The sequence below is a fragment of the Streptosporangium pseudovulgare genome (assembly GCF_014648055.1).
In the GTDB taxonomy this organism is placed as follows: Bacteria; Actinomycetota; Actinomycetes; order Streptosporangiales; family Streptosporangiaceae; genus Streptosporangium; species Streptosporangium pseudovulgare.
Genome location: NZ_BMQJ01000013.1, coordinates 145,616 through 170,741, shown reverse-complemented (window position 1 = coordinate 170,741; position 25,126 = coordinate 145,616). Strand labels below are relative to the sequence as shown.

19 protein-coding genes are annotated in these 25,126 nt (G+C 71.8%); 9 read left to right on the top strand and 10 right to left on the bottom strand.

Annotation, left to right across the window (positions count from 1 at the left end):
* Positions 1–293: 293 nt before the first annotated feature.
* From IEZ10_RS24875 to IEZ10_RS24855, 5 genes are all read right to left on the bottom strand, one after another.
* Positions 294–1,214 (bottom strand): rubrerythrin family protein, encoded by a 921-nt coding sequence (locus tag IEZ10_RS24875; RefSeq protein ID WP_189248926.1) that lies wholly within the window; start codon positions 1,212–1,214, stop codon positions 294–296.
* A 282-nt stretch (positions 1,215–1,496) separates the two neighbouring features.
* Positions 1,497–4,022 (bottom strand): ABC transporter permease, encoded by a 2,526-nt coding sequence (locus IEZ10_RS24870; protein ID WP_229811615.1) that lies wholly within the window; start codon positions 4,020–4,022, stop codon positions 1,497–1,499.
* Positions 4,016–4,693 (bottom strand): ABC transporter ATP-binding protein, encoded by a 678-nt coding sequence (locus IEZ10_RS24865; protein ID WP_229811614.1) that lies wholly within the window; start codon positions 4,691–4,693, stop codon positions 4,016–4,018. Before IEZ10_RS24865 ends, IEZ10_RS24870 begins: the two co-directional genes overlap by 7 nt.
* Positions 4,690–5,382: an ABC transporter ATP-binding protein gene (locus IEZ10_RS24860; protein ID WP_189248925.1), complete on the bottom strand. Its 693-nt coding sequence runs from the start codon at positions 5,380–5,382 to the stop codon at positions 4,690–4,692. Before IEZ10_RS24860 ends, IEZ10_RS24865 begins: the two co-directional genes overlap by 4 nt.
* Positions 5,340–5,960: a hypothetical protein gene (locus tag IEZ10_RS24855; RefSeq protein WP_189248924.1), complete on the bottom strand. Its 621-nt coding sequence runs from the start codon at positions 5,958–5,960 to the stop codon at positions 5,340–5,342. The genes IEZ10_RS24860 and IEZ10_RS24855 overlap by 43 nt, the downstream gene beginning before the upstream one ends.
* Before the next feature lie 86 nt (positions 5,961–6,046).
* On the opposite strand from IEZ10_RS24855, the gene IEZ10_RS24850 reads away from it, so the two are divergent.
* Positions 6,047–7,336, top strand: a complete 1,290-nt coding sequence (locus IEZ10_RS24850) for a sensor histidine kinase (RefSeq protein ID WP_229811613.1) — start codon at positions 6,047–6,049, stop codon at positions 7,334–7,336.
* A 29-nt stretch (positions 7,337–7,365) separates the two neighbouring features.
* Here the strand turns inward: IEZ10_RS24850 and IEZ10_RS24845 are convergent, their stop codons facing one another.
* Positions 7,366–8,043: a response regulator transcription factor gene (locus IEZ10_RS24845; RefSeq protein WP_189248923.1), complete on the bottom strand. Its 678-nt coding sequence runs from the start codon at positions 8,041–8,043 to the stop codon at positions 7,366–7,368.
* Positions 8,044–8,227: 184 nt separating this feature from the next.
* Complete coding sequence (locus IEZ10_RS24840; RefSeq protein ID WP_189248922.1) at positions 8,228–8,575, bottom strand: hypothetical protein; 348 nt, start codon at positions 8,573–8,575, stop codon at positions 8,228–8,230.
* A 374-nt stretch (positions 8,576–8,949) separates the two neighbouring features.
* On the opposite strand from IEZ10_RS24840, the gene IEZ10_RS24835 reads away from it, so the two are divergent.
* Positions 8,950–9,906, top strand: a complete 957-nt coding sequence (locus IEZ10_RS24835; protein ID WP_189249032.1) for a tyrosine-type recombinase/integrase — start codon at positions 8,950–8,952, stop codon at positions 9,904–9,906.
* 50 nt (positions 9,907–9,956) lie between these two features.
* On the opposite strand, the gene IEZ10_RS39195 is transcribed toward IEZ10_RS24835, so the two are convergent.
* Positions 9,957–10,604, bottom strand: a complete 648-nt coding sequence (locus IEZ10_RS39195; RefSeq protein ID WP_229811612.1) for a hypothetical protein — start codon at positions 10,602–10,604, stop codon at positions 9,957–9,959.
* Positions 10,605–10,950: 346 nt separating this feature from the next.
* Here IEZ10_RS39195 and IEZ10_RS24825 point away from each other — a divergent pair, with 346 nt between their 5' ends.
* Both IEZ10_RS24825 and IEZ10_RS24820 read left to right on the top strand, forming a co-directional pair.
* Positions 10,951–11,502, top strand: coding sequence for a TetR/AcrR family transcriptional regulator (locus tag IEZ10_RS24825; protein ID WP_189248921.1), 552 nt, complete (start codon positions 10,951–10,953; stop codon positions 11,500–11,502).
* Positions 11,499–12,986, top strand: coding sequence for an MFS transporter (locus tag IEZ10_RS24820; protein WP_189248920.1), 1,488 nt, complete (start codon positions 11,499–11,501; stop codon positions 12,984–12,986). The genes IEZ10_RS24825 and IEZ10_RS24820 overlap by 4 nt, the downstream gene beginning before the upstream one ends.
* A gap of 88 nt (positions 12,987–13,074) precedes the next feature.
* Here the strand turns inward: IEZ10_RS24820 and IEZ10_RS24815 are convergent, their stop codons facing one another.
* Positions 13,075–15,291: an RICIN domain-containing protein gene (locus IEZ10_RS24815; protein WP_189248919.1), complete on the bottom strand. Its 2,217-nt coding sequence runs from the start codon at positions 15,289–15,291 to the stop codon at positions 13,075–13,077.
* 415 nt (positions 15,292–15,706) lie between these two features.
* Positions 15,707–16,780, bottom strand: coding sequence for a LacI family DNA-binding transcriptional regulator (locus IEZ10_RS24810; protein ID WP_229811611.1), 1,074 nt, complete (start codon positions 16,778–16,780; stop codon positions 15,707–15,709).
* Positions 16,781–17,019: 239 nt separating this feature from the next.
* On the opposite strand from IEZ10_RS24810, the gene IEZ10_RS24805 reads away from it, so the two are divergent.
* The 5 genes from IEZ10_RS24805 to IEZ10_RS24785 all read left to right on the top strand — a co-directional run bounded on the left by IEZ10_RS24805 (position 17,020) and on the right by IEZ10_RS24785 (position 25,122).
* On the top strand, positions 17,020–18,327 hold the full coding sequence (locus tag IEZ10_RS24805; protein ID WP_189248918.1) for an ABC transporter substrate-binding protein: 1,308 nt from the start codon (positions 17,020–17,022) through the stop codon (positions 18,325–18,327).
* A gap of 50 nt (positions 18,328–18,377) precedes the next feature.
* Positions 18,378–19,334, top strand: a complete 957-nt coding sequence (locus IEZ10_RS24800; protein ID WP_229811610.1) for a carbohydrate ABC transporter permease — start codon at positions 18,378–18,380, stop codon at positions 19,332–19,334.
* Positions 19,331–20,206, top strand: coding sequence for a carbohydrate ABC transporter permease (locus IEZ10_RS24795; RefSeq protein ID WP_189248917.1), 876 nt, complete (start codon positions 19,331–19,333; stop codon positions 20,204–20,206). The genes IEZ10_RS24800 and IEZ10_RS24795 overlap by 4 nt, the downstream gene beginning before the upstream one ends.
* Positions 20,203–22,020, top strand: a complete 1,818-nt coding sequence (locus IEZ10_RS24790) for a glycoside hydrolase family 35 protein (protein WP_189248916.1) — start codon at positions 20,203–20,205, stop codon at positions 22,018–22,020. Before IEZ10_RS24795 ends, IEZ10_RS24790 begins: the two co-directional genes overlap by 4 nt.
* A 174-nt stretch (positions 22,021–22,194) precedes the next feature.
* Positions 22,195–25,122 carry an AAA family ATPase gene (locus IEZ10_RS24785; protein WP_229811609.1) on the top strand — a complete coding sequence of 976 codons (2,928 nt, stop codon included), beginning with the start codon at positions 22,195–22,197 and terminating at the stop codon, positions 25,120–25,122.
* Positions 25,123–25,126: the final 4 nt, after the last annotated feature.

Below are 25,126 nucleotides of genomic sequence, written 5' to 3'. Positions count from 1 at the left end.
CACAGGTCGCGCAGCACCGTCATCGGCGGGCGGCGCGCCCCAGCGAGGCCCGCGCACGAGTCAAAGCAGGACGTCAGCCGACGTAGACCTGTGCTCAGAACCTCTGGGAGGGGTGTGTCCGGCATACGGCGAAGCGCGCTGGGGCTGGTAGCGGCCGAATCGGTACCGGTGGGCACCCAGGAGTGCGACATTTCCTGAGACGGTGAGGCTTCCTTCAAGGACGGCGACATCAGGGGCGCGATCATAAGAACGGTTGCGCCCGCGGTGAGCGTGACGGTGGCGGTGGGTGTGGTTCAGCCCAAGGCCGGGCAGCGAGTACGCAGCCGGGACACGGCGTGGGTGAGCGCCTGCGCCTGCTCCACCTCATCGCGCGCGGTGCTGGTGAACAGGCCCGCCACGGTGTGATCGCCGACTCTGGCGCCTTGCCTGGCATAGCCGGGATACATCTGCCGACCGCTGTAGATTCCACCACCGGTCGCCTCGCACGCGTTCGCTCTGGTGTCGTGGACCAGGCCGGCAAGCCGGGTCTCCTCGGCGAAGTGCCCTGTGCGCTGAGCACCGGCCATGCTGCCGAACAGCATGGCCGGCCTCGGCTTGCCCGTCTGCAGGACCCGCTGAGCGTCGAGGGTGTACTTGGCGTCGGCGAATGCCTCTTGCATCAACGCGGTGACCAGATTGCCCAGCGTGCGGGCAGCCGATGCGGCAGGACCGCCGGTTCGGGTCCTCTCCCGTGGGACGGGCACCGCCGCCGGGATCTCCGTGCCCGGCGCGGGGTGGACGATCGCCTTGAGCGCCTGCGTCAAGGTGTCGTGGCGGGCGGCCACGTTTCGACCCTGATCAGTGAACACCCGGACCGCGTTCGTCTCGCCGTCGTGCTCAGCTTCGGCGGCGAACCTCCTGTAGAGGCTCGCCGGGTAGGAGTTGCGGGTGATGGCGTCGCGCAGGTTTGCGGCGTTGTCACCGACCAGCCCGATCAGCTTGGCCTGGCCGGTGAAGTGCTCGTGCAACTCGGTGCGTGCCGCCTGGTTGAGCAGGTCCCGCACCTGCGGAAGCCCTTCCTGGACAGCCTGGGCGGCGCAGACACGGTACATCGCGTGGGCAAAGGCCGCACTGCGCGCTGACTCCTCCAGGTTGGCGCGCGTTTGGGGATGTACGTCGTTGCGGGTGCGGACGTCCGCCACGCTCGCGGTGCTGACCGGCACGGTGCTGAGCATCGCGGCACCGGCTACCGCGAAGACGGCCCTGCGATAGGCGCAACTTGGCGATCCCATGTGCCCCCCGGTCGATGTGGCGATCCAAGCTCGGATCTAGCCTTGCCCGCGCTCGTCGGCCCGACTCCTACACCGCCTTCATGTGTCGTCATGCTGTGTGCCGGCCTTGCAAAGCACCGCCCCGGGTGTCGATGGCGTGGCGCGCCGATGGACCTACGCTCGGGCCCCCGTCGCCGAAGAACGTGCGGCCGGGTGGGATCCTCCAGCAAACGGGAAGTGGACCGGTCACAGGTCGCGCAGCACCGTCAACGGCGGGCGGCGGGCGGCCCGTACCGTCGCGGTCCCGGCGGCCAGCAACGCCGCGACGCCGAGGATTGCCAGCACGGCCAGGTAGGCCCACGGCACGGCCAGCGCGTCGGGAGGCGGGTCGAACACCCCGCTGAGCACGGCCACCAGCATCCTCGACAGCGCCCACCCGCACAGCGCCCCGAGCACGGCCGCGGCCACCCCGACCAGCGCCACCTCGGCCCACACAAACGAGCCCAGCTGCCGCGGGGTCGCCCCCAGCACCCGGGCCAGCGCGTAGGTACGGCGCCGCTCGGCGAAGCCGAGGGCCAACAGCAGACCGGTGGCCATGGCCGCCAGCGCCAGCGCGTAGCCGAGCTCGATGGTGGTCAGGCCGGCCAGGTCCACGGCGGTCAGGCTGCTGCCCACGACCTGGCGCGTAGTCTGCACGTCGGTGACCTTCGCCGTCGGCCCGAGCCTGCCGCGAAGCGCGGCGGCGACCTGCCTCGGCTGGGCCCCGTCGGTGCTGATCAGGTACATGGTGTCGGCAGGCATGGTGCGGGCCAGGTAGGAGGCGTTGGCCACGAGGAAGCTGTCGCGGGGCGCGGTCGGGAACTCGGTGATGACGCCGGCGTAGTGGAAGGGGACGGTCCTGCCGTTCTCGGTCCGCAGCCGCACCTGGTCACCGAGGTGAAGCTGGAAGTCGTTGACGGTCTCCTGGCTGACCAGAAGCGCATCCGGCTGCCGGGCGAGCCGGTCGAGGATCTCGCGGGCGGTGCCGCCGGAGACGTAGGCGTCGTGCAGGCGCACGGTGGAGGGACGGATGCCGTACAGGTCCTGCAGGTCGGAGCCGACGTAGGCGAAGCGGTGCTGCAGCGGCTCCACCCGGGCGACGCCGGGCACGGCTGCGAGCTGCCCCTGGGTGGCGGCGGCCTGGGAGACGGTGACGTCGGCGCCGTTGGTCAGCTCGGCGTCCACCTGGGCCTGCTGGCGGTAGGTGGTGTCGAAGACGGAGGTGGAGACGGCGAACGCGACGGCCAGCGCCGCCAGGGTGGCCGTGCGGGCCAGCGGGGCGCGCTGGCGCGTCAGCATCGCCGATACGGTGCCCGCCAGGCCGCCGGCCAGCGGCCGCACCGCCCAGGTGATGGGCATCGTCCTGGTCAGGCGCCAGATGAGCAGGCCGGCGCCGGTCCACAGCAAGGCCGGTCCGGCGAAGGCCCAGTAGTCGACCGACAGCTGAGGCAGGCCCTCGGGGACCAGGACGAGCTGGTAGCCGTTCTTGCTGGTGATCCAGAAGACCACCGCGGATCCGGCCAGCAGCCACAGGTCCAGCCCGTACCGCAGCCAGGCGGGAGAGCGGCGCGGTCCGCCGACCGGGCGGCGGGCGGCGGCCACGGTGGTGGCGTGCAGCGTCGGCGGCAGCACGGTGACGGCCGCGACCAGCAGTCCCAGGGCGGCGGCCCACCACGACACGTTCGCCGATCCGAACAGCGCCCGCCCGGCCAGCGCGGCCAGTCCCAGACCTGCCAGCACTCCCGCCACGCCCACCAGCGCCGTCTCGGCCAGGGCGAGCCGCACCAGCGTGCCCCTGGAGGCGCCCCTGGTGCGCAGCAGCGCCTGCTCGGCCATCCGCCGTGGCGCCCCGGTACGGGTCACGAGGCCGGCGAGCAGGGCCGCGAGTACGACCGCCGGGGCGCCCAGAAACAGGAACAGCACCTGGGAGTACAGGGCGTCCTCGCGGGCGGCGTCCAGGGCCGCGCCGAGGTTGTCGCCGACCAGGCCGCTGCCGGCCATGCGCTCCTCAAGGTTGCGCGCCTGCCCGGTGACCGCGGTGTAGGCAGCGGCCGGGTCGGGCGGCAGCCGGTGGTCGATGCGGACGTGGAACTGGGTGCGCACCCGGTCGCGCGCGATGCCGTCGAACATCCGGCGCCAGTCGCTCTCCGGCAGCAGCAGCACGTTGTCCGGGGGTGCCTGCGGCTGCGCGCCAGGGGGTGCGCCGACGCGCTGGAACAGCGAGTCGGCGGCGAGCAGTTCCACCACCCCGGTGACCGTCACCGTCGCGTCCGGCAGCCCTGGGCGGCGCACGGTGACACTGGCGCCGGGCTGGGCGTGCAGGTTGGCTGCGGTCTGCTGGGCCAGCAGCGGCCCATTCGCGTTGCCGGCGAGCAGGCGCAGCTCGCCGGGGAAGGTGGCGGCGTAGCCGGCGGGCAGGCCGAGGACCTGGCCCGCGCCGGTGGTCAGCGTCTGCCCGGCCTGGCGGGACTCGAAGCCGCCGATCCTGGCGAAGCTCACTTGCTTGGACGTGCCGGGCATCGGGACGGACACGCTCTGGCCGGGCTGCTGCTCCACCTGCCAGTCGACTGCCACCCGCTGGATCGAGCGGGCCGTCATGGTGGCCTTGGCAGTCGCGAGGAACGCGCCCAGCGCGGCGGGAAGCGCCACGGCGAGCGCGATACCCGCCGCGGCCGCGGCCAGCCTGCCCGTCCGGCGAACCAGCAGGCCGCGCAGCCAGATGAGGATCAACATGTGAGAGCTCCGTCGCTCATGGTCCAGGTAGCGGGCAACCGCGCCGCGACCAGCGGGTCGTGCGTGGCCACCACGAGGGCCGCCTCCAGCCGGGAGGCCACCTCGATGAGCAGGTCCACCACTCTGCGGGCCAGGTCCGAGTCGAGCTGTGCCGTGGGCTCGTCCGCGATGATCAGGCGCGGCTCGGCGGCCAGTACGCGGGCGACCGCCACGCGTTGCGCCTGCCCGCCCGACAGCTGTTCGGGCAGTGACGCGGCCAGGCCGGCCAGGCCGATCGCACTCAGCGCGGTCAGCGCCCGCTCCTTGGCCTCGGCTTCGTCGATGCCCGCGATGATCAGCGGCAGCGCGACGTTCTCCGCGACGTTGAGCGGGGGCAGCAGGCTGGGCCCTTGGAAGACCACGCCGACGTGGCCGCGCGGGTGGTCGTCGAGGGCGGGCCAGGCGATCCGGCCCGCCGTGGGCCGGTCGAGCCCGGCCAGCAGGTGCAGCAGCGTCGTCTTGCCCGACCCCGACGGACCGGTGATCGCGACCTGCTGGCCCGGCCACAGCTCGCAGGTGACGCTGTGCACGGCGACCAGTGCGTTCGCCCCCTTGCCGTACGAACGGGCCAGCCCCTGGCAGCTGACCAGCGCGGTCATGCCCACCGCCCGGTCCTTGAGCTCCGCGGTCATGTCGCCCGGCCGTCCTTCAGCTCCAGGATGCGGTCGGCCAGCCGCCGCACGGCCGGGCTGTGCGAGGCGATCACCACGGCCGTGCGCTCGCCTGCCTGCCGGCGGATCAGCCGCAGCACGGGCCCCTCCGTGTGCTGGTCCAGTTCGCCGGTGGGCTCGTCGGCCAGCAACAGCGCCGGACGGTTGGCCAGCGCCACCGCCAGCCCCGCGCGGGCCGCCTCACCCCCGGACAGCTCACTCGGCCACGCCCGCGCCCTGCCCGCCAGCCCCAGACCGTCCAGCAACTCATCGCGCAGGCGACGATCACGCCGCCCCGCCAGCCGCTGGGCCAGGTCGACGTTGGCCGCGACCGTCAGGTGCTCGATCAGGTTGCCGCTCTGGAACAACACACCCACCAGCCGGGCACGCAGCGCGGCCCGCTCGGCCTCCGGCCGATGGCTGATGCGGTGACCGTCCACCCTGACGATGCCGCCGTCCGGGTCGTCCAGCCCGCCCAGGCAAGCCAGCAACGTGGACTTGCCCGACCCCGACGGGCCGCTGACCAGTACGACCTCTCCCGCGGCGACATCGAGACTGACTCCGCGCAGCGCCCTGGTCTCCTCATCACCCGACCGGTAGAACCGGTAGAGCTCTTCGGCCTGCACGATCACGACGCCGTCCAGCCGAAGGAGTCGGAGACCGTGCGCCATGGGTCCACGTTGTCCGCGCCGACCGGCCCGGACAGGGTAAGGATCGCTTCGTGCCCGGCCTGGTAGAAGGCATAGCGTTCGACCTCGTCCTTGATGACCTTGCCGGTGACCGGGTCAGGGCTGCTGTCGGCGCGGTAGACGATCCGCACCGCCTTTCCGCCCTTCCTGATCACCGTGTCCACCGTGCGAATGTCGCTGCTGTGCACCTGGCTCCTGACCGATGCCTCGGTCGGCGGGGAGGCGGCGGGCCTGGTCTCGATGCGGATGCTGTTGAGCTTGTCGGTGAAGCTCGCTCCGGTGGGCAGGTCCGTGCGCGCCCACCCTTCGGGCACCTTCACCTCATACGGCTGCCCGGGGTGCCGGTAGGTCACGAACACCGTGTCGTCCGGGATGTCGCCCGGCGGATTCGACTCCGTAGGCTGCGGAGCCGAGGTGTCGTTGCCCGCGGGCGCCTGCGCGTGTGTCTGTACCTGCGTCTGCGTCTGCGGCTTGGCCTGAGTCTGGGCGGGCGTGGCTGCCGAGCAGCCTGCCGCCAGCCCTGCCGTGACCAGGGCGATGACGCTCTGCCGTACCTTCATGCCTCCCACGCTAGGAACAGGCCGGCAAGCGCCCGCTCAGCAACCGGTTAGCGGGACGTTTACCTTCCATATGCCACCCTGGAAGGGTGACAGCGCAGGGCGTGCCGCTGCGGCGGCGGCTGCTGGTGGGGATCGTCAGCGTGACCGCCCTGGCCGTCGCGCTCTTCCTGGTTCCCCTGGCAATCGCGATGAACATCCTTTACCACGACCAGACGGTGGCCGCCCTGCAACGCGACGCCGCCTGGGTCGCCGCCGCCGTCCCCGACGAACCACGGGCGCCGTTGAAGCTGCCAACAGGCCTGCCCGGCGACCTCGCCATCGGCGGCTACACCACGGCCGGCGCCCGCCTGTTCGGCAACGGCCCTGCCCACTCACGCCTGGCCACCTCCGGCAAGGACGGCCGGGTCCACGACATGGTGGAGGACGGCTTCCTGGCCGTGTCCGCCCCCGTCCCCTCCGACGAGGGCCCCGCCCTGATCATCCGGGTGGCCACGCCGAACTCACAGGTCGAGCAGCGCATCCAGCAGGCGTGGCTGCTCATGGGCGGGCTGGCGCTGATCGTGATCGCGCTGGCCGCAGGCGCGGCCGTACGCCAGTCGGCCCGGCTCGCCGCGCCCCTGGAGCGGCTCACCGCCGCGGCGCAGGCACTCGGCGGCGGCGACTTCAGCGTCCGCGCCGCACCCTCCGGGCTACGCGAGGCCGACCAGGCCGCACAGGCGCTGGAGATGACGGCGCGCCGCCTCGGCGACGTGCTCGCCCGCGAGCGGGCCTTCAGCGCTGACGTCTCCCACCAGCTGCGCACCGGACTCACCGGCCTGCTGCTCGGCCTGGAATCGGCGCTGTCTCGCCCCGGCACGGACCTGACCCCGGCGGTCCAGGCCGCGCTGACCAGGGGCGAGCGGCTACAGGAAGTCCTCGACGATCTCGTACGGCTCAGCCGCGACAGCCGCGCACCCGCCGAGCGACTCGACGTGGACGCGCTGATGGAGGAGACCCGGCAAGAATGGCACGGCCCGCTGGCCCGGCAGGGCCGCCGCCTGACCATCACCGTGGAACCCGCACTGCCGCCGGTGACCGCCCAGCCTGCCGCCGTCCGGCAGATCCTGCGCGTCCTGCTCGACAACGCCCTGCGCCACGGCCAAGGAGAGGTCGCCATCACCGTCTCCGACGTGGGGCCCGGCACGGCCGTCGAGGTCAGCGACCACGGGCCGGGCATGGCCCCGGACAGCGACCCGTTCACCAGGTCCAGCGGACACAGCCATGGCATCGGCCTGGCCCTGGCCCGCTCACTGGCCGAAGCCGAAGGCGGCCGGCTGGTACTCAGCCGCGCCAGCCCCCCGCTGTTCAGCCTGCTGCTCCCCGGCCACGACACCTAACGGCCAGACGGGGGCCGGCCGGGGGCGGGTCATAGCTCGTAGCGGTAGCCGCGCCCCCGCACCGTGACGATCCGCTCCATCGCCTCGCCATGCTCGGCCAGCTTGCGGCGCAGCGCGAACACGTGCACATCCAGCGTCTTGGTGGAGCCGAACCAGTTCACGTCCCACACCTCGTCCATCAGCTGCTCGCGCGTCACCACCTCGCCCGCCCGGCTGACCAGCGCCGCCAGCAGATCGAACTCCTTGGGCCGCAACATCACCTCGGCCTGCCCCACATAGACGCGCCGCGCGGGCAGGTCCAGGCGCAACCGCCCGGCCGTCAGTATCCGCTCCCCCGCTGCCGGGCCCCGCCGCCGCAGGTGCGCGCGGATCCTGGCCATCAGCTCCGTCAGCCGGAACGGCTTGGTCAGATAGTCATCAGCCCCCGCGTCCAGCGCCACCACGACCTCGAACTCCTGCGTACGAGCCGTCAACACGACGATCACCGTGTCCGGCACCCTCAAACGCAACCGCCGGCACAGGGCCACCCCGTCCACATCGGGCAACCCCAGATCCAGCAGCACAAGGTCCGGCTGGTGCCGCTCGACCGCCTGCACCGCCTCGGCCCCATCCGCGGCCGGCTCCGCCTCATAACCCTGAGCGGTCAGCGCCTCGACCAGCTCGGACCGGATGACCAGATCGTCCTCCACGACCAGCACACATGCCATGCGGCCGATGGTATGAGTTGCCCTGCCAAGGCGAGGAAACCAGTCAGCGATCAGCCCGGTCACCGCCAAGCTGATCGACCACACGCCACGCCCACGCCGCCGGAAGTCCCCGGAGCCGTTACGCGCGCGGCAACCACACGATGTGACCGCAGATCTTCCCCACCAGGCGGAGAGGATCACTCGATCAACGGTCTGTGCCCGTACGGACCTGCGGCGCGACGGTGCCGTCTGCGTGCAGCAGGCCGAGCCCCAGCAGGATCCAGGTGGCGGAGAAGACCAAAGGGATCGGCCCCGCCTCCAGAACATGGAAGGAACTCGGGTTGATGAAGGCCAGCCCCACATGTTCACCGGTATTGATGACCGGCGCCCAAGGGTTCGGATCGATGACCCCCAATGCCGAGTCCGCCATCCCGACCAGCCCGAGGGCGAGCCCGACCCCGGCCAGGAGCAGGCCAAGGAGTTCCAGGCGGCGATGCCGGCCGCGCAAGGCCAGGTACAGGCTGCGTCCCGGCCCGCAGTCGGGGAAGGCCACCGGAGCCAGGCAGCGTGGTTAAAACGAGAACGCTCCCTCCGCCGGCCGTCCGCATGTCCCTTGTACCCAGCCGACAGGTAGCTGGGGCGATCCTGGCCGCGTCCCAGTTCAGCTCCGCCTGCTGGCTCAGCCCGCTCATTCCGGCACATCCGACACACCGTTTCGTGGCCACACCCTTGCCTGTGGAGAGGATCCCTCATGCATCCCAGGCACGGTCCCAGGGCCTGCAACCGGCGATGTGGCACAGAACTTGCATTATCTGTCACTCAGGCTGCCATCCGCCCGTTTCCGCCCAGCTTGGCCGCCGCCGCCACGACGGCGACTCGGCTGCATTATGTGTCACATCGTCTGCCTGGGAGACGTCCGTGTCCGTCATGTCCTTCCCCGGCCCGCCGACCCCGGCCGCCGGGCCCCCGCCTGCCTCGCCGCTGACGGCCGCGGTCGAACGCTTCCTGGAGTCGGCACAGGCGGCCACCACCCGCACCGGCTACGCCGAGACCCTCGCCCGGCTGACCGCCGTGGCCGGGCCCACCTATCCGGTCGCCGCGCTGACGCCCGAGCAGTACGCCGCGGTGATGGACCGCTGGACGACCGCGGCCGCCGCCACCTGGAACCGGCACCTGTCCGCTCTGGTCTCCTTCACCACCTGGGCCCAGCGCCAGGACCTCCTGGCCACCAACCCCGCCCGGCGCCTGGAGCGGCGCAAGCCCGCCCGGCGCGGCGACCGCGCCATCCCGGCCGCCCGTCTGGACAAGCTGTTCACCGACCCCAAGCACGCCCTGCGGGAGAGGGTGCTGTGGAGACTCCTGTATGACACGGCCGCCAGAGCCGAGGAGATCCTCAGCCTCAACGTCGAGGACCTCGACCTGGAGTTCCGCCGCGCCCGTGTCGCCTCCAAGGGCGGCGCCATCGAGTACGTGCACCGGGCCACCTTCACCGCCCGGCTGCTGCCCCGCCTGCTGGCCGGCCGCACGGCCGGGCCGGTGTTCCTGGCCGACCGGCGCGCCCCCACCTCCGGATCTCGCGTGCCCGCGCGCGGTGACATCTGCCCGATCACCGGGCGGGGGCGGCTGTCCTACCCGCGCGCCGAATACATGTTCAAGACCGCCTCCGCAGAGCTGGACCCGCACCGGCAGGGATGGACGTTGCACCAGCTCCGGCACAGTGCGTTGCAGCATCTCGCGCAGGCCGGACGGACCGCCCCGGATTTGCAAGCCAAGAGCCGCCACCAGCACCTGGCCAGCCTCGGCCGCTACGTGCGCCTGGGCGAGGAGACCTCCGCACGCATCACCGCCGAAGCCGACCCCGCCCAGCGCCGCCGTCCCCGCTGATTCAGCACCCCGGCGCCCAGGTGTCGCCCACCGCCTGACCAGGTCCGGGGTCAGGGACCGGCCAAGACCGTGATCAGCTTGCGAGCAGTGGCTCTCGTCAGGCGCCGCAGTGCCTGACCGGTCCTTTCGCCGTCCCCACGCGGCGCGACCCCCGTGCCCTGAACCACTGCGTCGAAGGCGGTGTCGAACCGCTCGCGCCCGACCTTGCCCACCAGCGTGCTGAGGTACTTCAGCTGCTTGTCGGTGACCGGCCCCGGCTCAGCTTCGGGATGACGTTCACACCGTTGGGCACCGCCAGCACCGGTCGCTGCGCGATCGCCGGCGACTGCATCGCTCCGCTCGACGACCCTCACCGCCTCCGCCCGGCCAGCGCCGGGTTTACCGGTGACGGCCTCCCAGAGGGCATCAGTGGTTAGCGCGGACTCGTCGACGTCCTCGGTCAGACCTGGACCGGTTAGGGCAACCCAGCCGGTACCGGAGCGCACCACAGTGAAGCCGGCCGGCTCAGCATGCTCGGTGACCCAGTTCAGGCCGCACCTGCAGTGGGCGTCGTGATAGCGGCGCCACTTCGAGCCGAGCGCCTCGTAAACGAGTTTGTCGCCGTAGCGCTTGGTGTCGCGCGTGAATCCCGACATCACAGCAGCGTTCCACGGGTTGCCGGCAGTTTCGGCCCGCTCGACCGACGCTGTGCCCTGCACTGGCGATGCCTTGCCGTTTCGAGCACCGACCTCGTGGCCCTCTACCGTAACCGAACCGAGACCTCATCCGGACGACGCTCCGTTATCGCAGGTCAGGATCAACTTCGTTGAAAATTTCTTCATTGCTACCGGGACCCCCTTTCCGTCGGCGGATGACGCCGGCTTCAGGGCCTCCACGAACTTTCCGTCGGCGGATGGCGCCGCCTTCAGGGCCCCCACGAAAGCAGGGCGGTCCGCCCCTGGAGGCGGACGCCTCCGGCAGGGACCCCGGGCTTCGGGATGAACCGCGGCGCGTCCGGCTATAGAATGCGACAAGGATGTCGCAATTTCGACGGAAGTGTTGTAGATGGCGGTAAGCCGAGAACAGATCGTCACCAGGGCGATCGAGCATCTGAACCAGGCGCCGGCCGCCTCGATGGCCGAGATCGCCCAGGCCGCTGGGGTCCATCGCGCGACCCTGCACCGGCACTTCGCCACCCGCGAAGAGCTGATCGTCGCGCTGGGCTGGCGAGCGCACGAGGCCTGGCAGCGGGTTCACGACGAGATCGGCCTCGACGCGGCGCTCAGGACCGGCGAGCGCGTGGAGGAGACCCTCCACGCGCTGCTCGTCGCCCATATCGAGGTGGCCGAGGAACACGGCTTCGCGCTCACCGAGCACCTCGTCGGAATCAACCCCGAGCTGGTGCGGCGGGCCGAGGAACTGGAGGCGCGTGAGATCGAGTTGATCGAGGCCTGCCAGCGCGCCGGCGTCCTGCGGGCCGACCTTCCGCCCCGATGGGTGAGCAACACCGTGTACGGCCTGCTCGTGGCCGTCCGCGAAAGCCTGCGGCGCGGCGACGTCGCCCGGCGCGACACGTCCCGCCTGCTTCTCGAAACCTTTCTCCGGGGAACGTCATGACGCACACCGCGGTCAAGCCGTACACCAGACGCTGGGCGGCGCTGGCCGTCCTGTCGGCCAGCCTGCTGCTGGTCGTGATGGACATGACCATCCTCAACGTGGCGCTGCCGGAGATGTCGGCCGATCTGAAGCCGGGCGCGGTGGAGCTGCTGTGGATGGTCGACATCTACTCCCTGGTCGTGGCGGGCCTGCTGGTGACCGTCAGCGCGCTGGGCGACCGCTGGGGACGCAAACGCATGCTCGTCTCCGGCTTCGCCGTGTTCGGCCTGGCCTCCGTCGCCGTGTTGTGGGCCGACCGCCCGGCCGAGGTGATCGCGGTGCGGGCGCTGCTCGGCATCGGCGGTGCGATGATCATGCCGTCCACCCTGTCGATGATCCGCAGCCTGTTCACCGACGGCCGCGAGCGGGCCACCGCGCTGGGGATCTGGGCGGCGATGGCGGCCGTGGGCGGCGCGCTCGGCCCGATCACGGGCGGGCTACTGCTGGAGGCCTTCAGCTGGCACGCCGCTTTCCTGGTGAACGTGCCGGTGATGGCCATCGCCATCGTCGCCGGGCTGTTCCTGCTGCCCGAGTCGCGCAATCCCACGCCAGGCCGCTGGGACGCGTTGGGGACGGTGCTGTCGGTGGTCGGCATGGTCGCCTTCGTCTACGCCATCAAGCATCTGGCCACCGAAGGGCCGAGCGCCCCGACCATCGGCGCCGCCGCCCTCGCCGCGATCACTCTGGTCTGGTTCGTACGGCGATGCCTGCGCCGCCGAGACCCCTTGCTGGAGGTCAGGCTCTTCCGCAGCGGCGCCTTCACCTCCGGCACCCTGGCCGCCCTCACCACCTCGATCGCCATGGCGGGCATGATGCTGCTCATGGTCCAGTGGATGCAGCTGGTCCAGGGCTACTCCCCGCTGCAGACGGGTCTGGCCATGCTCCCCATGGCCGCCGGCTCCGCGGTGCTCTCGCCGCTGGCCCCGGCCATGGCCGCGCGGATCGGCGCGCGCACGGTGCTGGCCGGCGGGCTGGCGATCTCGGCGCTCGGCTTCCTGGTGCTCTGGATCGCCCCGACGACCTACCCGTGGGTGGCCGCCTCCGTGCTGCTGATCGGCGCGGGGATGGGCTCGCTCGCCATCGCCTCGGCTGTGATCATGTCGGGCGCCCCGGAGGAGAAGGCGGGTAGCGCGGCCGCCATCGAGGAGACCTCCTACGAGGTCGGCGGCACCCTCGGCGTCGCGGTCCTGGGCAGCCTGGCCGCCGTCCTCTATCGGGCCGGGCTGCCCGAGAGCGCCGCCCCCGCGGTCCGGGAATCCCTCGGCGGCGCGCTGGCGGTGGCCCGAGAGCTCGGCTCCTCAGACCTGGCCGTCCAGGCCACGCGCGCCTTCACCGAATCGCTGGAGGTCACCGGCCTGTACGGCGGAGTCCTCATGCTGGTGGCGGCGGTGGCCGTCTGGTGGCTGACCCCTGCCCGGCTGGACCTGGCCTCGGCGCATCACTGAGCCGGACGTTCAGGGCACGGGCGCCCGGTGGGCGCCGGGCACGGGCCGCCGGACGTGTGCCGGCGGCCCGCCCGTCGTCATTGGGCCGTCAGCCGATCGTCCATCGCTGGAGGGCGGACCCGGAGTTCGCCTGCTGGGTGACCAGCGAGCCGTCCGTGGTGAGCAGCAATCCGCTCTTGGCGGATGCGAGGGTGTAGGTGCCGTCGGCCTGGCGGGTGACCACCCAGCGCTGGTTGGCGCCTCCCGTGCAGGTCCACAGGATCACTTCGGCGCCCGCGGCGGTGGAGCCCGCCTCGACGTCGGCGCACAGCCCCGACTCGACACCGGTGAGGGTGTAGGAGCCGTCGGCCTGCTTCGTGAAGTTCCAGTTCTGGTTGGGGCCACCGGTGGGGCTCCAGGTGGTGAGCCGGGTGCCGGGGGTCGTGCCGTGGTCGGGCACATCGAGTGCCTCGCCGCCGGTGACCAGGGTGTGAACGCCGTTGAGGTCGGCGGGCGCCGTCCCGGCCGGGGTGATGGTCAGGGTCTGTTCGGCGGCCGTACGGGATCCGCCGACGCCGCTGCCGCTGACGTCGGTCCAGGCGCGGACCGGGGTGGTCTCGGCCGGCCGTCCCGAGGTGGCCGACAGGCCGATCACCAGGCCGCTGTAGCGGTTGACCAGCCGGTAGGTGCCCGTGGGGGCGCCGTTGGAGGCGGAGGTACCGGCGATGACGAACCACTGCTGGCCGACGGTGGGCCCGCCGCCGCCGGCCGCGGTGACGGTGGGTGCGGTGCCCCAGGCGCGGCCCGAGGTCGAGGTCGAGGTGACGCCCAGGAGCCGGCCGGTGGCGGCGTTGACGACGCGGTAGGAGCCGTCACCGTTGCCGATGAAGGACCACGCCTCCAGGTTCGAGCCCGTCGCGGCGGCGAGGGAGGTGGTGGCGGAGCCGCCGGAGACCTGGGCCAGGACGCGGCCGTTCCCGGCGGCGATGCGGTACGTCCCGGCGGGGTCGAACGGCGCCGGCGCCGGCGTGGACGTACCGATGGAGACGTTGACGTACTCCCCCGAGGAGCCGCCGGAACAGCCGAAGGAGCAGTAGGAGCGGAAGTTCTTGCCGACGATGGTGGATCCGGTCCTGTTGACGCCGTCGAGGAACCAGCGGTACCAGGAGGCGTTGTGGTGGCCGCCGGTGTCGCCGATCAGCGTCCATTTCTGCGTGGCGAGGTTGTCGGTGGCGTAGAACTGCTGCGGCGCGTTCCCGGACTGGTCGACCGCCTGCGGCTCACCGATGTACAGCCCCAGATGGGCGTTGTAGGTGATGTCCATGACGAACAGCGGCGAGGTCGGCGGTGTCCTGCCGGCTGCGACCTGCTGGTCCGTGGTGCCGGTGTTCGCCGGGTCGTACTCCTTCGCCGTGGGCGTGTAGCCGGTGGTGTTCGCCGGGGTCACCGGCACCATGTTGCTCTCCCTGCCCTGCACGCCGGGCTGTGACCACGCGCCGCCGTACCACTTCCGCCACGAGCCGGTCGCCATCTTCCCCGAGATGGGGGCACGGGCCACATGGCTGTGGAACGCCTTCCATCCGCCGTTCTTGTCCACGATGCGGGAGCCGTAGTAGACGTAGAAGTAGCCTGAGGCGGCGTCGACGAACAGTCGCGGATCGCCGTCGCCGTAGTGGTACGTCTGGTTGGGGAAAGCCGCGTTGTCCCCCCGCTTCGTGCTGTACGGCGAGGTGATGGCGTGGCCCTTGATGGCCCACGTCCTCCCCCGGTCCTTCGACACGGCGTAGTCGATCGAGTCGTAGTGGAGACCGTCGCCGAAGGGCTGCGGGGTGAACTCGTTGTGCACCAGCCCGTACCAGTCGCCGGTGTCCGGATCGACCCACACGCCGGCGAGGTCGCAGAAGTTGCGCTGGGAGTAGCCCGATCCGCTGGGTGGATCGGTGGATTCCAGGCCGGTGGGGCTGTTGTTGCAGCGCCAGGTGGTGTCGTTGTTCCTGTCGTTGGGGTTGCCCGGATTCACCGCGTCGCTGATCGCGCCGGAGCGGGTGGCGGAGTCGAAGTCGGCGCCGGTGTAGAAGGTCCACGCCCGGCCCTGGGTGGCTCCGTAGAGGGCATGGGCCTGCTGGTAGTAGTAGGCGCCGTCCTTGTCGATGTAACCGGCGGCCGGGGTGTCGTCCGGACGGGTCCAGGATCCCTTCGAGGTGACGGTGACCGTGTAGGAGGCGCCGGACACCTCCGCGGAGGCCGGTGCCGCCACCGCGCCTCCGGCCACGACCAGGGCCGCGGTGGTCAGTGCGCAGGCGAGTGCCGAGTGGGGGGTACGCATGCCGTGTTCCTTAGTTCCGGCACGGTGCCCGGCGCGGCTGAGCCGGGCACCGTGCCGATGACGTGGGGGAAGTGGTTCGGGGCCTGTGGGCGCGCCGCACGACCAGGCAGGAGGCGACCGCGCAGCCGACGCGGACGAGTGCCGGGCTCACCTTCGCGCGAGAGGCGGGCGGCGTGAGTCTCTGTTCGGTGGATGGCATGACCGTTCATCGGCGACACCGGTGTCGCGCGAAATGTGGTCGGTACCCGTTCGAGCTCTGCGGGATGGCTCGACTATGGCAGAGAATGTTATCGATGCCAAGACACTTCTGGCCCCGTACACGGATGCCGCGGCGCACAGCCGCGACGCCCGCCTGTTCGTCGCTCGTCGACGTCGCATCCCGCGCCCTGGCGGGACCGGCCCGGCGGCGAAGGCGTCACGTACCGCTTGACGAGCCCCTCGGAGGCTTCTCACCACGTGATCCGCCCGGCGGGGCGGTGCTGGCGCGCACGACCAGGGCCGGTTCGACGGCGGCGGGCTCGGGCGCGGCCTCCGGATCGTTGAGATGGCGCACCAGATGGCGGACGGCGAGGGCGCCCATCTCGGCGAACGGCTGGGCCACGGTCGTCAGCGGGGGCGAGCAGTACGAGGCCAGCGCGATGTCGTCGACGCCGACCACGGAGATGTCGCCGGGCACGCGCCTGCCGAGTTCGTGCAGCGCGCGGACGACGCCGAACGCCATCTCGTCGCTGGCCACGAAGACCGCGGTGACGTCGGGGATCCTGCCCAGGATGAGGCCGTTGCGGTAACCGGACTCGGGCGACCAGTCCCCTTCCAGCTCGGGCGGGACGACCCTGCCCTCCGCCTCCAGGGTGTCACGCCATCCCCGCGTGCGGCTGGCCGCCTCAAGCCACTCCCCTGGCCCGGCGACGTGCCAGACGGTCTCGTGCCCCAGGTCGAGGAGGTGCCGGGTCGCCAGCCGCGCGGCCAGCGACTGGTCGACGGCCACGACCTCGGTGGCCGAGGTGCGCGACCCGTCGATCGTGACGGTGGGCACCGACCGGGTGAGCTGCTCGATGCGCCTGCTCACGTGCATGAGCGGGACGGCGAGGATCACCCCGTCCACGCCCTGGTCGGTCAGCCGCGACAGGGCGTCCTCGATGGCGGAGGTGTCGAGGCAGTCCGTGGTGGCGGCCGAGACCGAGTAGCCGGCTTCCTGGGCGGCGCTCTCGATGCCGTACATGAGGGTGACGCGCGAGTAGAAGACGGTCCGCAGCATCACCACGCCGATGCTGCGGCTACGGCCGGACGACAGCACCCGGGCGGCGTTGTTCTTGCGGTATCCGAGCTGGTCGACGGCCGCGAGAACCTTCGCCCGCGTGCTCTCCTGCACGCTGGGGTGGCCGGAAAGGGTCCTCGACACGGTCTGGGGGGAGACTCCCGCCACCCGGGCGACGTCGGCCATCGCGGGCGGCCGCACGGCGTCGCCACCCGCGCTTCGCATCTCCATGAGTCCCTTTCGCCGTCATCTTCGCGGGCCATGATACCGCGCCATCACTCATCACCGCTGTTGCCGCCGCGTTGACGGTCTCCCGGGAGCTTCCTATTGGCATCGATAACATGTTGTGCCATAGTCGCGGCACATCAGTGCGAGCGCCGCACCGAGACCGGGCGGCGGTGCGTCGCCTGCGCCTCGTGACGGGCCGCGGGAGAGCAGGGTCCCGCTCTCCGCTCGTGAAAGGAAAGACCATGAAGAAGCCGATGACGCGCACGGTCACGATGACGGGTGCGCTCGCGCTCGGACTCGTCCTCGCGGGCTGCTCGGATACCGGGCCGGGTGCCACCGGGGCGGCCGGCGGTGGCGGCAAGGCCACGGTGACGTTCTGGGGCTGGGCGCCGGGCTACGAGGACGCCGTCAAGGCGTTCAACGACGGTCATCCCGACATTCAGGTCGTCTACCAGCAGGTACAGCCCGGCGCCAAGGGCGGCTACCAGAAGCTGCTGAACGCGGTCCAGGCGGGCAACGCACCGTGCCTGGCCCAGCTCGGCTACGAGACCCTGCCGAGCTTCGCCGCCCAGGGCGCCCTTCAGGACGTCGCCCGGTACGCGACGGCCGCCAAGGACGAGTTCCAGCAGGCGGCCTGGAAGTCCGTCTCGCTCGGCGACGCCGTCTACGGCGCCCCCGTCGACACCGGTCCCATGGCCCTGTTCTACAACAAGGAGCTGTTCGACTCGCTCGGCCTCAAGCCTCCCGCCACCTGGGAGGAGTACAGGACCGCCGCCGAGAAGATCCACGCCTCCGACCCGGACAGGTACGTCTCCTCGCCGTACATGGACTACGACTACGCGGGTCTGGCCTGGCAGGCCGGCGCCGGCTGGTTCGGCGTCGACGGCGACTCCTGGAAGGTCACCCTGAACTCCGAGGCCAACAAGAAGGTCGCGGACTACTGGCAGGGCCTGATCGGCAAAGGCCTGATCAGTGGCGCCCCGATGTACGACCAGGCCTGGTACGGCGGGCTCGGCGACGGCAGCATCGCCACCGTCGTCGGCGCCGTCTGGCAGGCCGGCGTCATCAAGAGCGGCGCGAAGGACGGCTCCGGCAAGTGGGCCGTCGCGCCGATGCCGCAGTGGAGCGCCGGCGAGGCCAAGGCCGGCAACGCGGGCGGATCGTCCACCGCCGTCCTCAAAGGCTGCAAGACACCCGAGGCGGCCTGGAAGTTCGCGCACTGGATGAGCACGGACCGTGACGCCTACGGCGTCCTCGTCGACAAGGCCGCGCTGTACCCGGCCGCGAAGGCGCTGCTCGACCTGCCGCAGCTCACCGCCGACGACCCCTACTTCGGCGGGCAGAAGATCTACAAGGTGTTCGCCGAGGAGTCCGCGAAGGTCGACACCGGCTGGACATGGGGCCCGATCATGACCAAGACCACCGCCGACCTGAACGACGGCCTCGGCAGGGCCTGGGCGGGCAAGGGCACCATCACCGACGCGCTGCGGACCGCGCAGGAGAAGACGGTCGCGGAGCTGAACGGCCAGGGCCTGAAGGTCTCCGGGTGACCCATGCGGCAGAAAGAGCTCCTGACCGGGTCGTACGAGGAGGAGAGCCGGTGACCGACCTCGCCACGGTGACGGCCACCGCACCCGGACCGCGCGCCGTACCGCGACACGGCGGAGGGAGCGACGCTCCGCCGAGGTGGCGCACGCCGCTGCTGTTCTGCGGCCCGTTCGCGGTGCTCTTCCTGGCCATGTACGTCGCGCCGATCATCTACGCGGCCGTCAGCAGCCTGTTCGCCGTCCGCCGGTCGGGACTCGGGCTGGCGCCGCCGGTGAAGGTGTTCGACCCGCTCGGCAACTACGTCCAGGCCCTCGGCGACAAGGCCTTCGTCGCCTCCCTGGGCCGGGTCGCGCTCTTCGGCGTCGTGCAGGTGCCGGTGATGCTCGCCCTGGCCCTCGGGCTGGCGCTGCTGATCGACTCCAGGTCCGCGCGGGGCAAGGGTCTCTTCCGGCTCGCCGGCTTCCTGCCGTACGCGGTCCCGGGCGTGAGTGCGGCGCTGGTCTGGTCGTTCATGTACTCACCGCAGTCGAGCCCGGTCAACCACCTCCTGCGGCCGCTCGGCCTCGGGATCCCGTTCTTCGACGACGGCGTCGTCCTGTGGTCGGTGGCGAACATCGTCACCTGGAGCTGGACCGGCTACAACATGATCATCATCTACGCCGCGCTGCAGTCGATCCCCGCCGAGGTGCTGGAGGCCGCGAGAATGGACGGCGCCTCGGCGCTCCGGATCGCCTGGAACATCAAGATCCCGGCGGTGCGCGGCGCCATCGTCCTGACCGCGGTCTTCTCCATCATCGGATCGGCCCAGCTGTTCAACGAGCCGACCGTGCTGCAGCCCATCTCCGGCGGCGCGGTCCCCTCGACGTTCACCCCCATCATGTCCGCCCAGGCGGCCGTCGCCGCCGGGAACTACCCGTACGCGGCGGCCCAGTCGGTGATCCTGGCGGTGCTCGTCGGCGCCGTGTCGCTGGCGTTCTTCACGCTGACCGGCCGGGGGGCGAAGGCATGAGCGCGGTCACCGCCAAGCCGCTCCGACTGCGGCCCCGTCGCGAGACCACCCCGCTGAGCCGTACCGTCGTGACGCTGCTCCTGGCACTGTCCACCCTCTATTTCCTCTTCCCGCTGTGGTGGCTGCTGGTCTCCGCCACCAAACCGTTCGGAAGGCAGTTCAGCGGCGACGGCCTGTGGTTCGACGGCTTCGGGCTGTTCGACAACCTCGCCAGGCTCACGGCGCAGGGCGACGGCATCTTCTGGCGGTGGATGCTCAACAGCGTCGTCTACTGCGGGGTCGGCGCCATGGTGGGCACCGTGCTGTCCGCCCTGGCCGGGTACACGATCGCCAAGTACGAGTTCCGCGGCCGTGGCGTCCTCTTCGGGAGCGTGCTCGCCGCCGTGCTGGTGCCGAAGATCCTGTTCACCCTGCCGCTCTACCTGATGTTCTCCGGCATCCACCTGATCAACACCCCGATCGCCGTGCTGCTGCCCAGCGTCGTCAGCCCGTTCGGCGTGTACCTCTCCCGCGTCTTCGCCGCGCAGTCCGTACCGGACGAGGTGATCGAGGCGGGCCGCCTCGACGGGGCGGGCGAGTTCCGGATCTTCCGCACGCTCGCCGTGCGGATGATGCTCCCCGCCCTGGTGACCATCTTCCTGTTCCAGTTCGTCGAGATCTGGAACAACTACCTCCTGCCCGCCATGGTGCTCGGCGATGACCGCCTGCAGCCGGTCACCGTCGGGCTGGTCGGCTGGAACGCGAGCCACGTGGCGGTACCGCCGCCGCTGGTGATCATCGGATCGCTGGTGTCGATCGTCCCGCTGCTGGCAGCCTTCCTCGCGCTGCAGCGGTTCTGGCGCGCCGGCATGACGGCAGGAGCCTTCAAGTGACACTCACGACAGCGGCGGAACACAGGCGCCGGTCCGCGGCGATCCTGTCCTACCCCCACGGTGAACTCCTGCGCGACGGCCGCCCGCACCGCATCCTCGCGGGATCACTGCACTATTTCCGGGTCCATCCCGACCAGTGGGCGGACCGGCTGGAGCGCGTCGCGGCCATGGGCCTGAACACGATCGACACCTACGTCCCCTGGAACTTCCACGAACGCCGACGAGGGCGGCGCCGCTTCGACGGCTGGCACGACGTCGAGCGGTTCGTCCGGCTCGCCCAGGACACGGGCCTCGACGTGATCGTCCGGCCCGGCCCCTACATCTGTGCGGAGTGGGACAACGGCGGCCTGCCGGCCTGGCTGACCGGCACCCCGGGCATGCGGCTGCGCTCCTCCCACCGCCCCTTCCTCGACGAGGTGGCACGCTGGTTCGACGAACTCGTCCCGCGGATCGCCGCGCTCCAGGCCTCCCGCGGCGGGCCGGTCGTCGCGGTGCAGGTCGAGAACGAGTACGGCAGCTACGGAGACGACCACGCCTACCTGCGGTGGGTCCGTGACGCGCTCGTCGAACGGGGCGTCACCGAGCTGCTGTACACCGCTGACGGCCCCACCGAGCTGATGCTCGACGGCGGAACCCTGACCGATGAGCTCGCGGCCGTGACGTTCGGCTCTCGGGCGGCCCAAGCCGCCGAGCTGCTGCGCTCACGCCGCGCCGGAGAGCCGTTCGTCTGCGCGGAGTACTGGAACGGCTGGTTCGACCACTGGGGCGAGAAACACCACGTCCGCTCGGTCGCGAGCGCGGCGGAGACGCTCACCGACATCCTCGAGGCCGGCGGCTCGGTCAGCATCTACATGGTCCACGGCGGCACCAACTTCGGCCTCTGGGCCGGCGCCAACCACGACGGCGACACCATCCAGCCGACCGTGACCAGCTACGACTCCGACGCTCCGATCGCCGAGCACGGAGCGCTCACCCCGAAGTTCTTCGCGCTCCGCGATCGGCTGCGCGCCGTGACCGGCGCTCCGGACCGCCCCCTGCCCGCCGATCCGCCGCTGCTCACCCCCCGCACACTCCGGGTCACCCGCGTCGCCGGCCTGCTCGGCGCCCTGGGCGCGGTGTCCGAGGCCGTGGCCTCCCCGCACCCGCTCAGCTTCGAGGAACTGGGGCAGTCCTCCGGCCTGGTGCTCTACCGCGCACACCCGCGCCTGCCCCGGGGAACCACCGAGCTGACGGTCTCCGGGCTGCACGATCGCGCCCAGGTCTTCGTCGACGGCCGGCCGGCCGGTGTGCTCGACCGGGACACGGCCTCGCTCCCCCTCGACGGCGCAGGCGAGGAGGCGCGGCTCGAACTGCTGGTCGAGAACCAGGGACGTATCAACTACGGACCGCTGCTCGGCCAGGGAAAGGGCATCCTCGGTGGCGTCCGGATCGAACGCCGTCTGGTGCACGGCTGGACGATGCACCCCCTGCCGCTCGCCGAGTGGACCGGTGACGACCTCGCCCGCGCGACCTCCGCCGCGGCTCCCCGGGGCTCGGCCGGATTCGCGACCGCACGCCTGTACGTGGACGAGCCGAGGGACACGTTCCTCGCCTTCCCCGGCTTCGGCAAGGGCTTCGTCTGGATCAACGACGTTCTGCTCGGCCGCTACTGGGAGGTCGGCCCGCAGATGACGCTCTACCTGCCCGCCCCCTTCATGGTGCGGGGCGAGAACACCGTCACCGTGCTGGAACTCGAGCATTCGGGGGACCGGATCGAACTCCGCGGCGGGCCCGACCTCGGGCCGGCCGAAGAGTACGTCGAAACGCTGTTCTGAGCACCGGCACCCGTCGAACACTCCGGTGTCGTCGGCGACCGCGTCGTCGCGGTCGCCGCCCGCGACGGCCACCTCCTCACGGCCGCAGCGAAGGAACCGCGGGGCCGGGCCCGAAGCTCGCCCCCGCCTTCACCCGCCGGTGAGACAGGAGCGTGATATACACCCCCTTAACGAATGAACGAGACTGATGTGCCGCAAGTGGCACAACCGGACGCGCTCGCACCGGCGCTCATCGGCCGCGACGACGCCATGGCCACGATGGTCGCCGCGCTGTCGCGGCCCGCCCTCGTGCTCGTCGAAGGCGAGGCGGGCATCGGCAAATCCCGCCTGCTGGACGAGTGCCTGGCCGCCCCCGCCCTACGCGGGCGCGTGGTGCTCATGGCCGCCTGCCCTCCCCTGGAGGAACCCTTCCCGCTCGGCGCGGTCGTCGACGGGCTGCGCGTCTTCCACGACCGCCTGGGTGGGCTGGCACTGAGCCCACTGGCCGGCGCGCTGCGCCCGCTGTTCCCGGAGTGGGCGCCGTGGCTGCCGCCGGCATTGGAGGCGCTGCCCGACCCGCAGGAGACCCGACACCGGCTCTTTCGCGCGCTCAGCGAGCTGATCGACGCGCTCGGCGTGGACGTACTGGTGGTCGAGGACGCGCACTGGGCGGACGCGGCCACGCTCGACTGGCTGCTCACCCTGGCCGCCTCCCGGGACGCCAAGCGCTCCATCGTGGTCACCTACCGGCCGCTGGACGTCGGCGAGGGCTCGCCGCTGCTGCGCCTGACCTCGCGGCCGCCCAGGAACATGGCCTGGGAGCGCATCTCGCTGGAGCCGCTGGACGTGCCGCAGACCCGCGCCCTGGTGGAGTCGATGTTCGCCACCGCCGACGTGTCCGACCGCTTCGCGGCCTTCCTGCACGAGCACACCGGCGGCATCCCGCTCGCGCTGGAGGAGACCGTGCGCCTGCTGCGCGCCCGGCGTGACATCTTCCGGTCCGAGAGCGGCTGGCGCCGCCGCATCACCGAGGAACTGCGCGTCCCGCCCACGATGCGCGACTCCGTCCTGGAACGCGTCGCCCGCCTCGACCCGGGCACCCGCGCCGTGCTGGAGGCCGCCGCGGTGCTGGAGGCGCCCGCCGACGAGGCGCTCATCGCGGCGGTCGCCGGCCTCGGCGAACCCGCCGCCCGCGACGGCCTGACCGGCGCGCTCGCCTCGGGCCTGCTGCGCGAGGCCGGGCGCGGCACGTTCGCCTTCCGCCACGTGCTGGCCTCGCGCGCGGTCGCCGAGGCCACCCCGATCCCCTCCCGCCGCAGGCTGCACCACCGCGCGGCCCTGGCCCTGCGCGAGGGCGAGCATCCGCCCGTGGTACGGCTGTGCCGCCACTTCCGCGAGTCCGGCGACGTCGAGGAGTGGTGCCGCTACGCCGAGGCGGCGGCCGAGCTCGCCCTGGAGGCGGGCGACGGCCACACCACGGTCGCCATGATGCTGGACCTGCTGACCACCGCCGACCATCCGGTGGAGCGCCGGGTCCGCCTGGCGCGGCGGCTCGGCATGGCCGTCTCCGTGACCGCCGAGCCCCTGCTGGGGCTGGGGGAGCGGGTCCGCGCCGCGCTGGAGGAGACCCTCGCCCACCCCGGCCTGCCGGCCCAGGCCAGGGGAGAGATCGGGTTGCGGCTGGGCCGGCTCCGCTTCCACCTGGGCGAGTTCGAGGCCGCGATGGTGGGCCTGGAGGCCGCCATGCCGGACCTGGAGGACCGGCCCGAGCTCGCCGTCCAGGCCATGCTGTTGCTGGCCAACCCGATGATCCGCGCCTGGCCCCGCACGCGGCACCTGGCCTGGGCCGGCCGGGCGGAGGAGCTCTTCCCACTGGTCAGCGGGCCGGTCGAGCGGGCCGCCTTCCTCAGTAACCAGGCCGCCGCACTGCTCGGCCTCGGCGAGGAGGACGGCTGGCGGGTGGCGCGCAGCCTCCCCGCCGACGGGGCGGGCCGGCTGGAACGCCAGGAGATCGCCCGCGGGCGCCTGATGGCGGGCCAGTTCTGCACGCTGTGGGGCAGGCACGACGACGCCCGCGCCTACCTGGACTCGGCGGCGGCACTGGTGGAGCGAGTGGGGTATCGCCGGATCGAGAGCGTCCTGAGGCTGGCGCGGGCGCACCTGGCCTGGCACGACGGGCGGTGGGAGGGCCTGGACGACGTGGCCGCCGAACTGGCCGGCTCGGAGGCGGCCGACGAGGCGACCCGCCTGGAGGCGCGCATGATCCAGGGCTTGCTGGACCTGGCGCGCGGCGCCCCGCAGCGGGCCGAGCGTCGGCTGCGCGAGGTCCTGGCCGCCAGCCTCCCTCGCGGGCACGTCGATCCGTTCATCTTCCCCGACGTCGCGCTGGCGCGGATCCTGCTCTCGCGCGGCGAGCCGGAGGCCGCGCTGGAGATCACCGAGCCGGTCCTGGACATGATCGCCGGGAAGGACGTGTGGCTGTGGGCCACGGAGGTCCTGCCGGTCCATCTGGACGCCCTGCTGGCCGCCGGGCGGGCGGAGGAGCGTGGCGGCCTGGTGGCGGCCTTCGCCGCCGGGATGTCCGGCCGTAACGCCCCCGCCGCCGCCGCGGCCGTCCTGACCTGCCGTGCCATGGTCACCTCCGACCCGCGAGCGGCGGCCGGCCTGTTCGGCCGGGCCGCGGCGGCGTGGGCGGCGCTGCCGCGCCCCTATGACCGGCTGCTCGCCACCGAACGCCAGGGGCGCCGCCTGCTCCAGGCGGGAGAGCGCGAGCGGGGCTTGACCGTGCTGGAGCAGAGCCAGCGGCTGCTGACGGAGCTGGGCGCGCGCTGGGACGCGGACCGGGTGGCCCACCTGCTGCGCGAGCAGGGAGTCGAGGTGGCCCGCCCGTGGCGCGGCGGGCGCAGGGGCTACGGCGACCGCCTCTCCCCGCGCGAGGTGGAGATCGTCGCCCTGGTGGCGCGCGGGTGGACCAACAAGCGCATCGCCGAGATCCTGACGCTGTCGCCGCGCACGGTGGAACGCCACCTCAGCGCCGCCATGCGCAAGCTGTCGGTCACCACGCGCACCGCACTGGTCACCGCGGCCGCCGCCGAGGGACTGCTGGACCAGGCACCGACATAGAACG

What these genes read in the sequence shown, in the direction of transcription:
- IEZ10_RS24875 (WP_189248926.1), bottom strand. Translation starts at nt 1,214, where the DNA reads ATGCTCAGCACCGTGCCGGTCAGCACCGCGAGCGTGGCGGACGTCCGC.
- IEZ10_RS24870 (WP_229811615.1), bottom strand. Translation starts at nt 4,022, where the DNA reads ATGTTGATCCTCATCTGGCTGCGCGGCCTGCTGGTTCGCCGGACGGGC.
- IEZ10_RS24865 (WP_229811614.1), bottom strand. Translation starts at nt 4,693, where the DNA reads ATGACCGCGGAGCTCAAGGACCGGGCGGTGGGCATGACCGCGCTGGTC.
- IEZ10_RS24860 (WP_189248925.1), bottom strand. Translation starts at nt 5,382, where the DNA reads ATGGCGCACGGTCTCCGACTCCTTCGGCTGGACGGCGTCGTGATCGTG.
- IEZ10_RS24855 (WP_189248924.1), bottom strand. Translation starts at nt 5,960, where the DNA reads ATGAAGGTACGGCAGAGCGTCATCGCCCTGGTCACGGCAGGGCTGGCG.
- IEZ10_RS24845 (WP_189248923.1), bottom strand. Translation starts at nt 8,043, where the DNA reads ATGGCATGTGTGCTGGTCGTGGAGGACGATCTGGTCATCCGGTCCGAG.
- IEZ10_RS24835 (WP_189249032.1), top strand. Translation starts at nt 8,950, where the DNA reads ATGTCCTTCCCCGGCCCGCCGACCCCGGCCGCCGGGCCCCCGCCTGCC.
- IEZ10_RS24825 (WP_189248921.1), top strand. Translation starts at nt 10,951, where the DNA reads ATGGCGGTAAGCCGAGAACAGATCGTCACCAGGGCGATCGAGCATCTG.
- IEZ10_RS24820 (WP_189248920.1), top strand. Translation starts at nt 11,499, where the DNA reads ATGACGCACACCGCGGTCAAGCCGTACACCAGACGCTGGGCGGCGCTG.
- IEZ10_RS24815 (WP_189248919.1), bottom strand. Translation starts at nt 15,291, where the DNA reads ATGCGTACCCCCCACTCGGCACTCGCCTGCGCACTGACCACCGCGGCC.
- IEZ10_RS24810 (WP_229811611.1), bottom strand. Translation starts at nt 16,780, where the DNA reads ATGGAGATGCGAAGCGCGGGTGGCGACGCCGTGCGGCCGCCCGCGATG.
- IEZ10_RS24805 (WP_189248918.1), top strand. Translation starts at nt 17,020, where the DNA reads ATGAAGAAGCCGATGACGCGCACGGTCACGATGACGGGTGCGCTCGCG.
- IEZ10_RS24795 (WP_189248917.1), top strand. Translation starts at nt 19,331, where the DNA reads ATGAGCGCGGTCACCGCCAAGCCGCTCCGACTGCGGCCCCGTCGCGAG.
- IEZ10_RS24785 (WP_229811609.1), top strand. Translation starts at nt 22,195, where the DNA reads ATGAACGAGACTGATGTGCCGCAAGTGGCACAACCGGACGCGCTCGCA.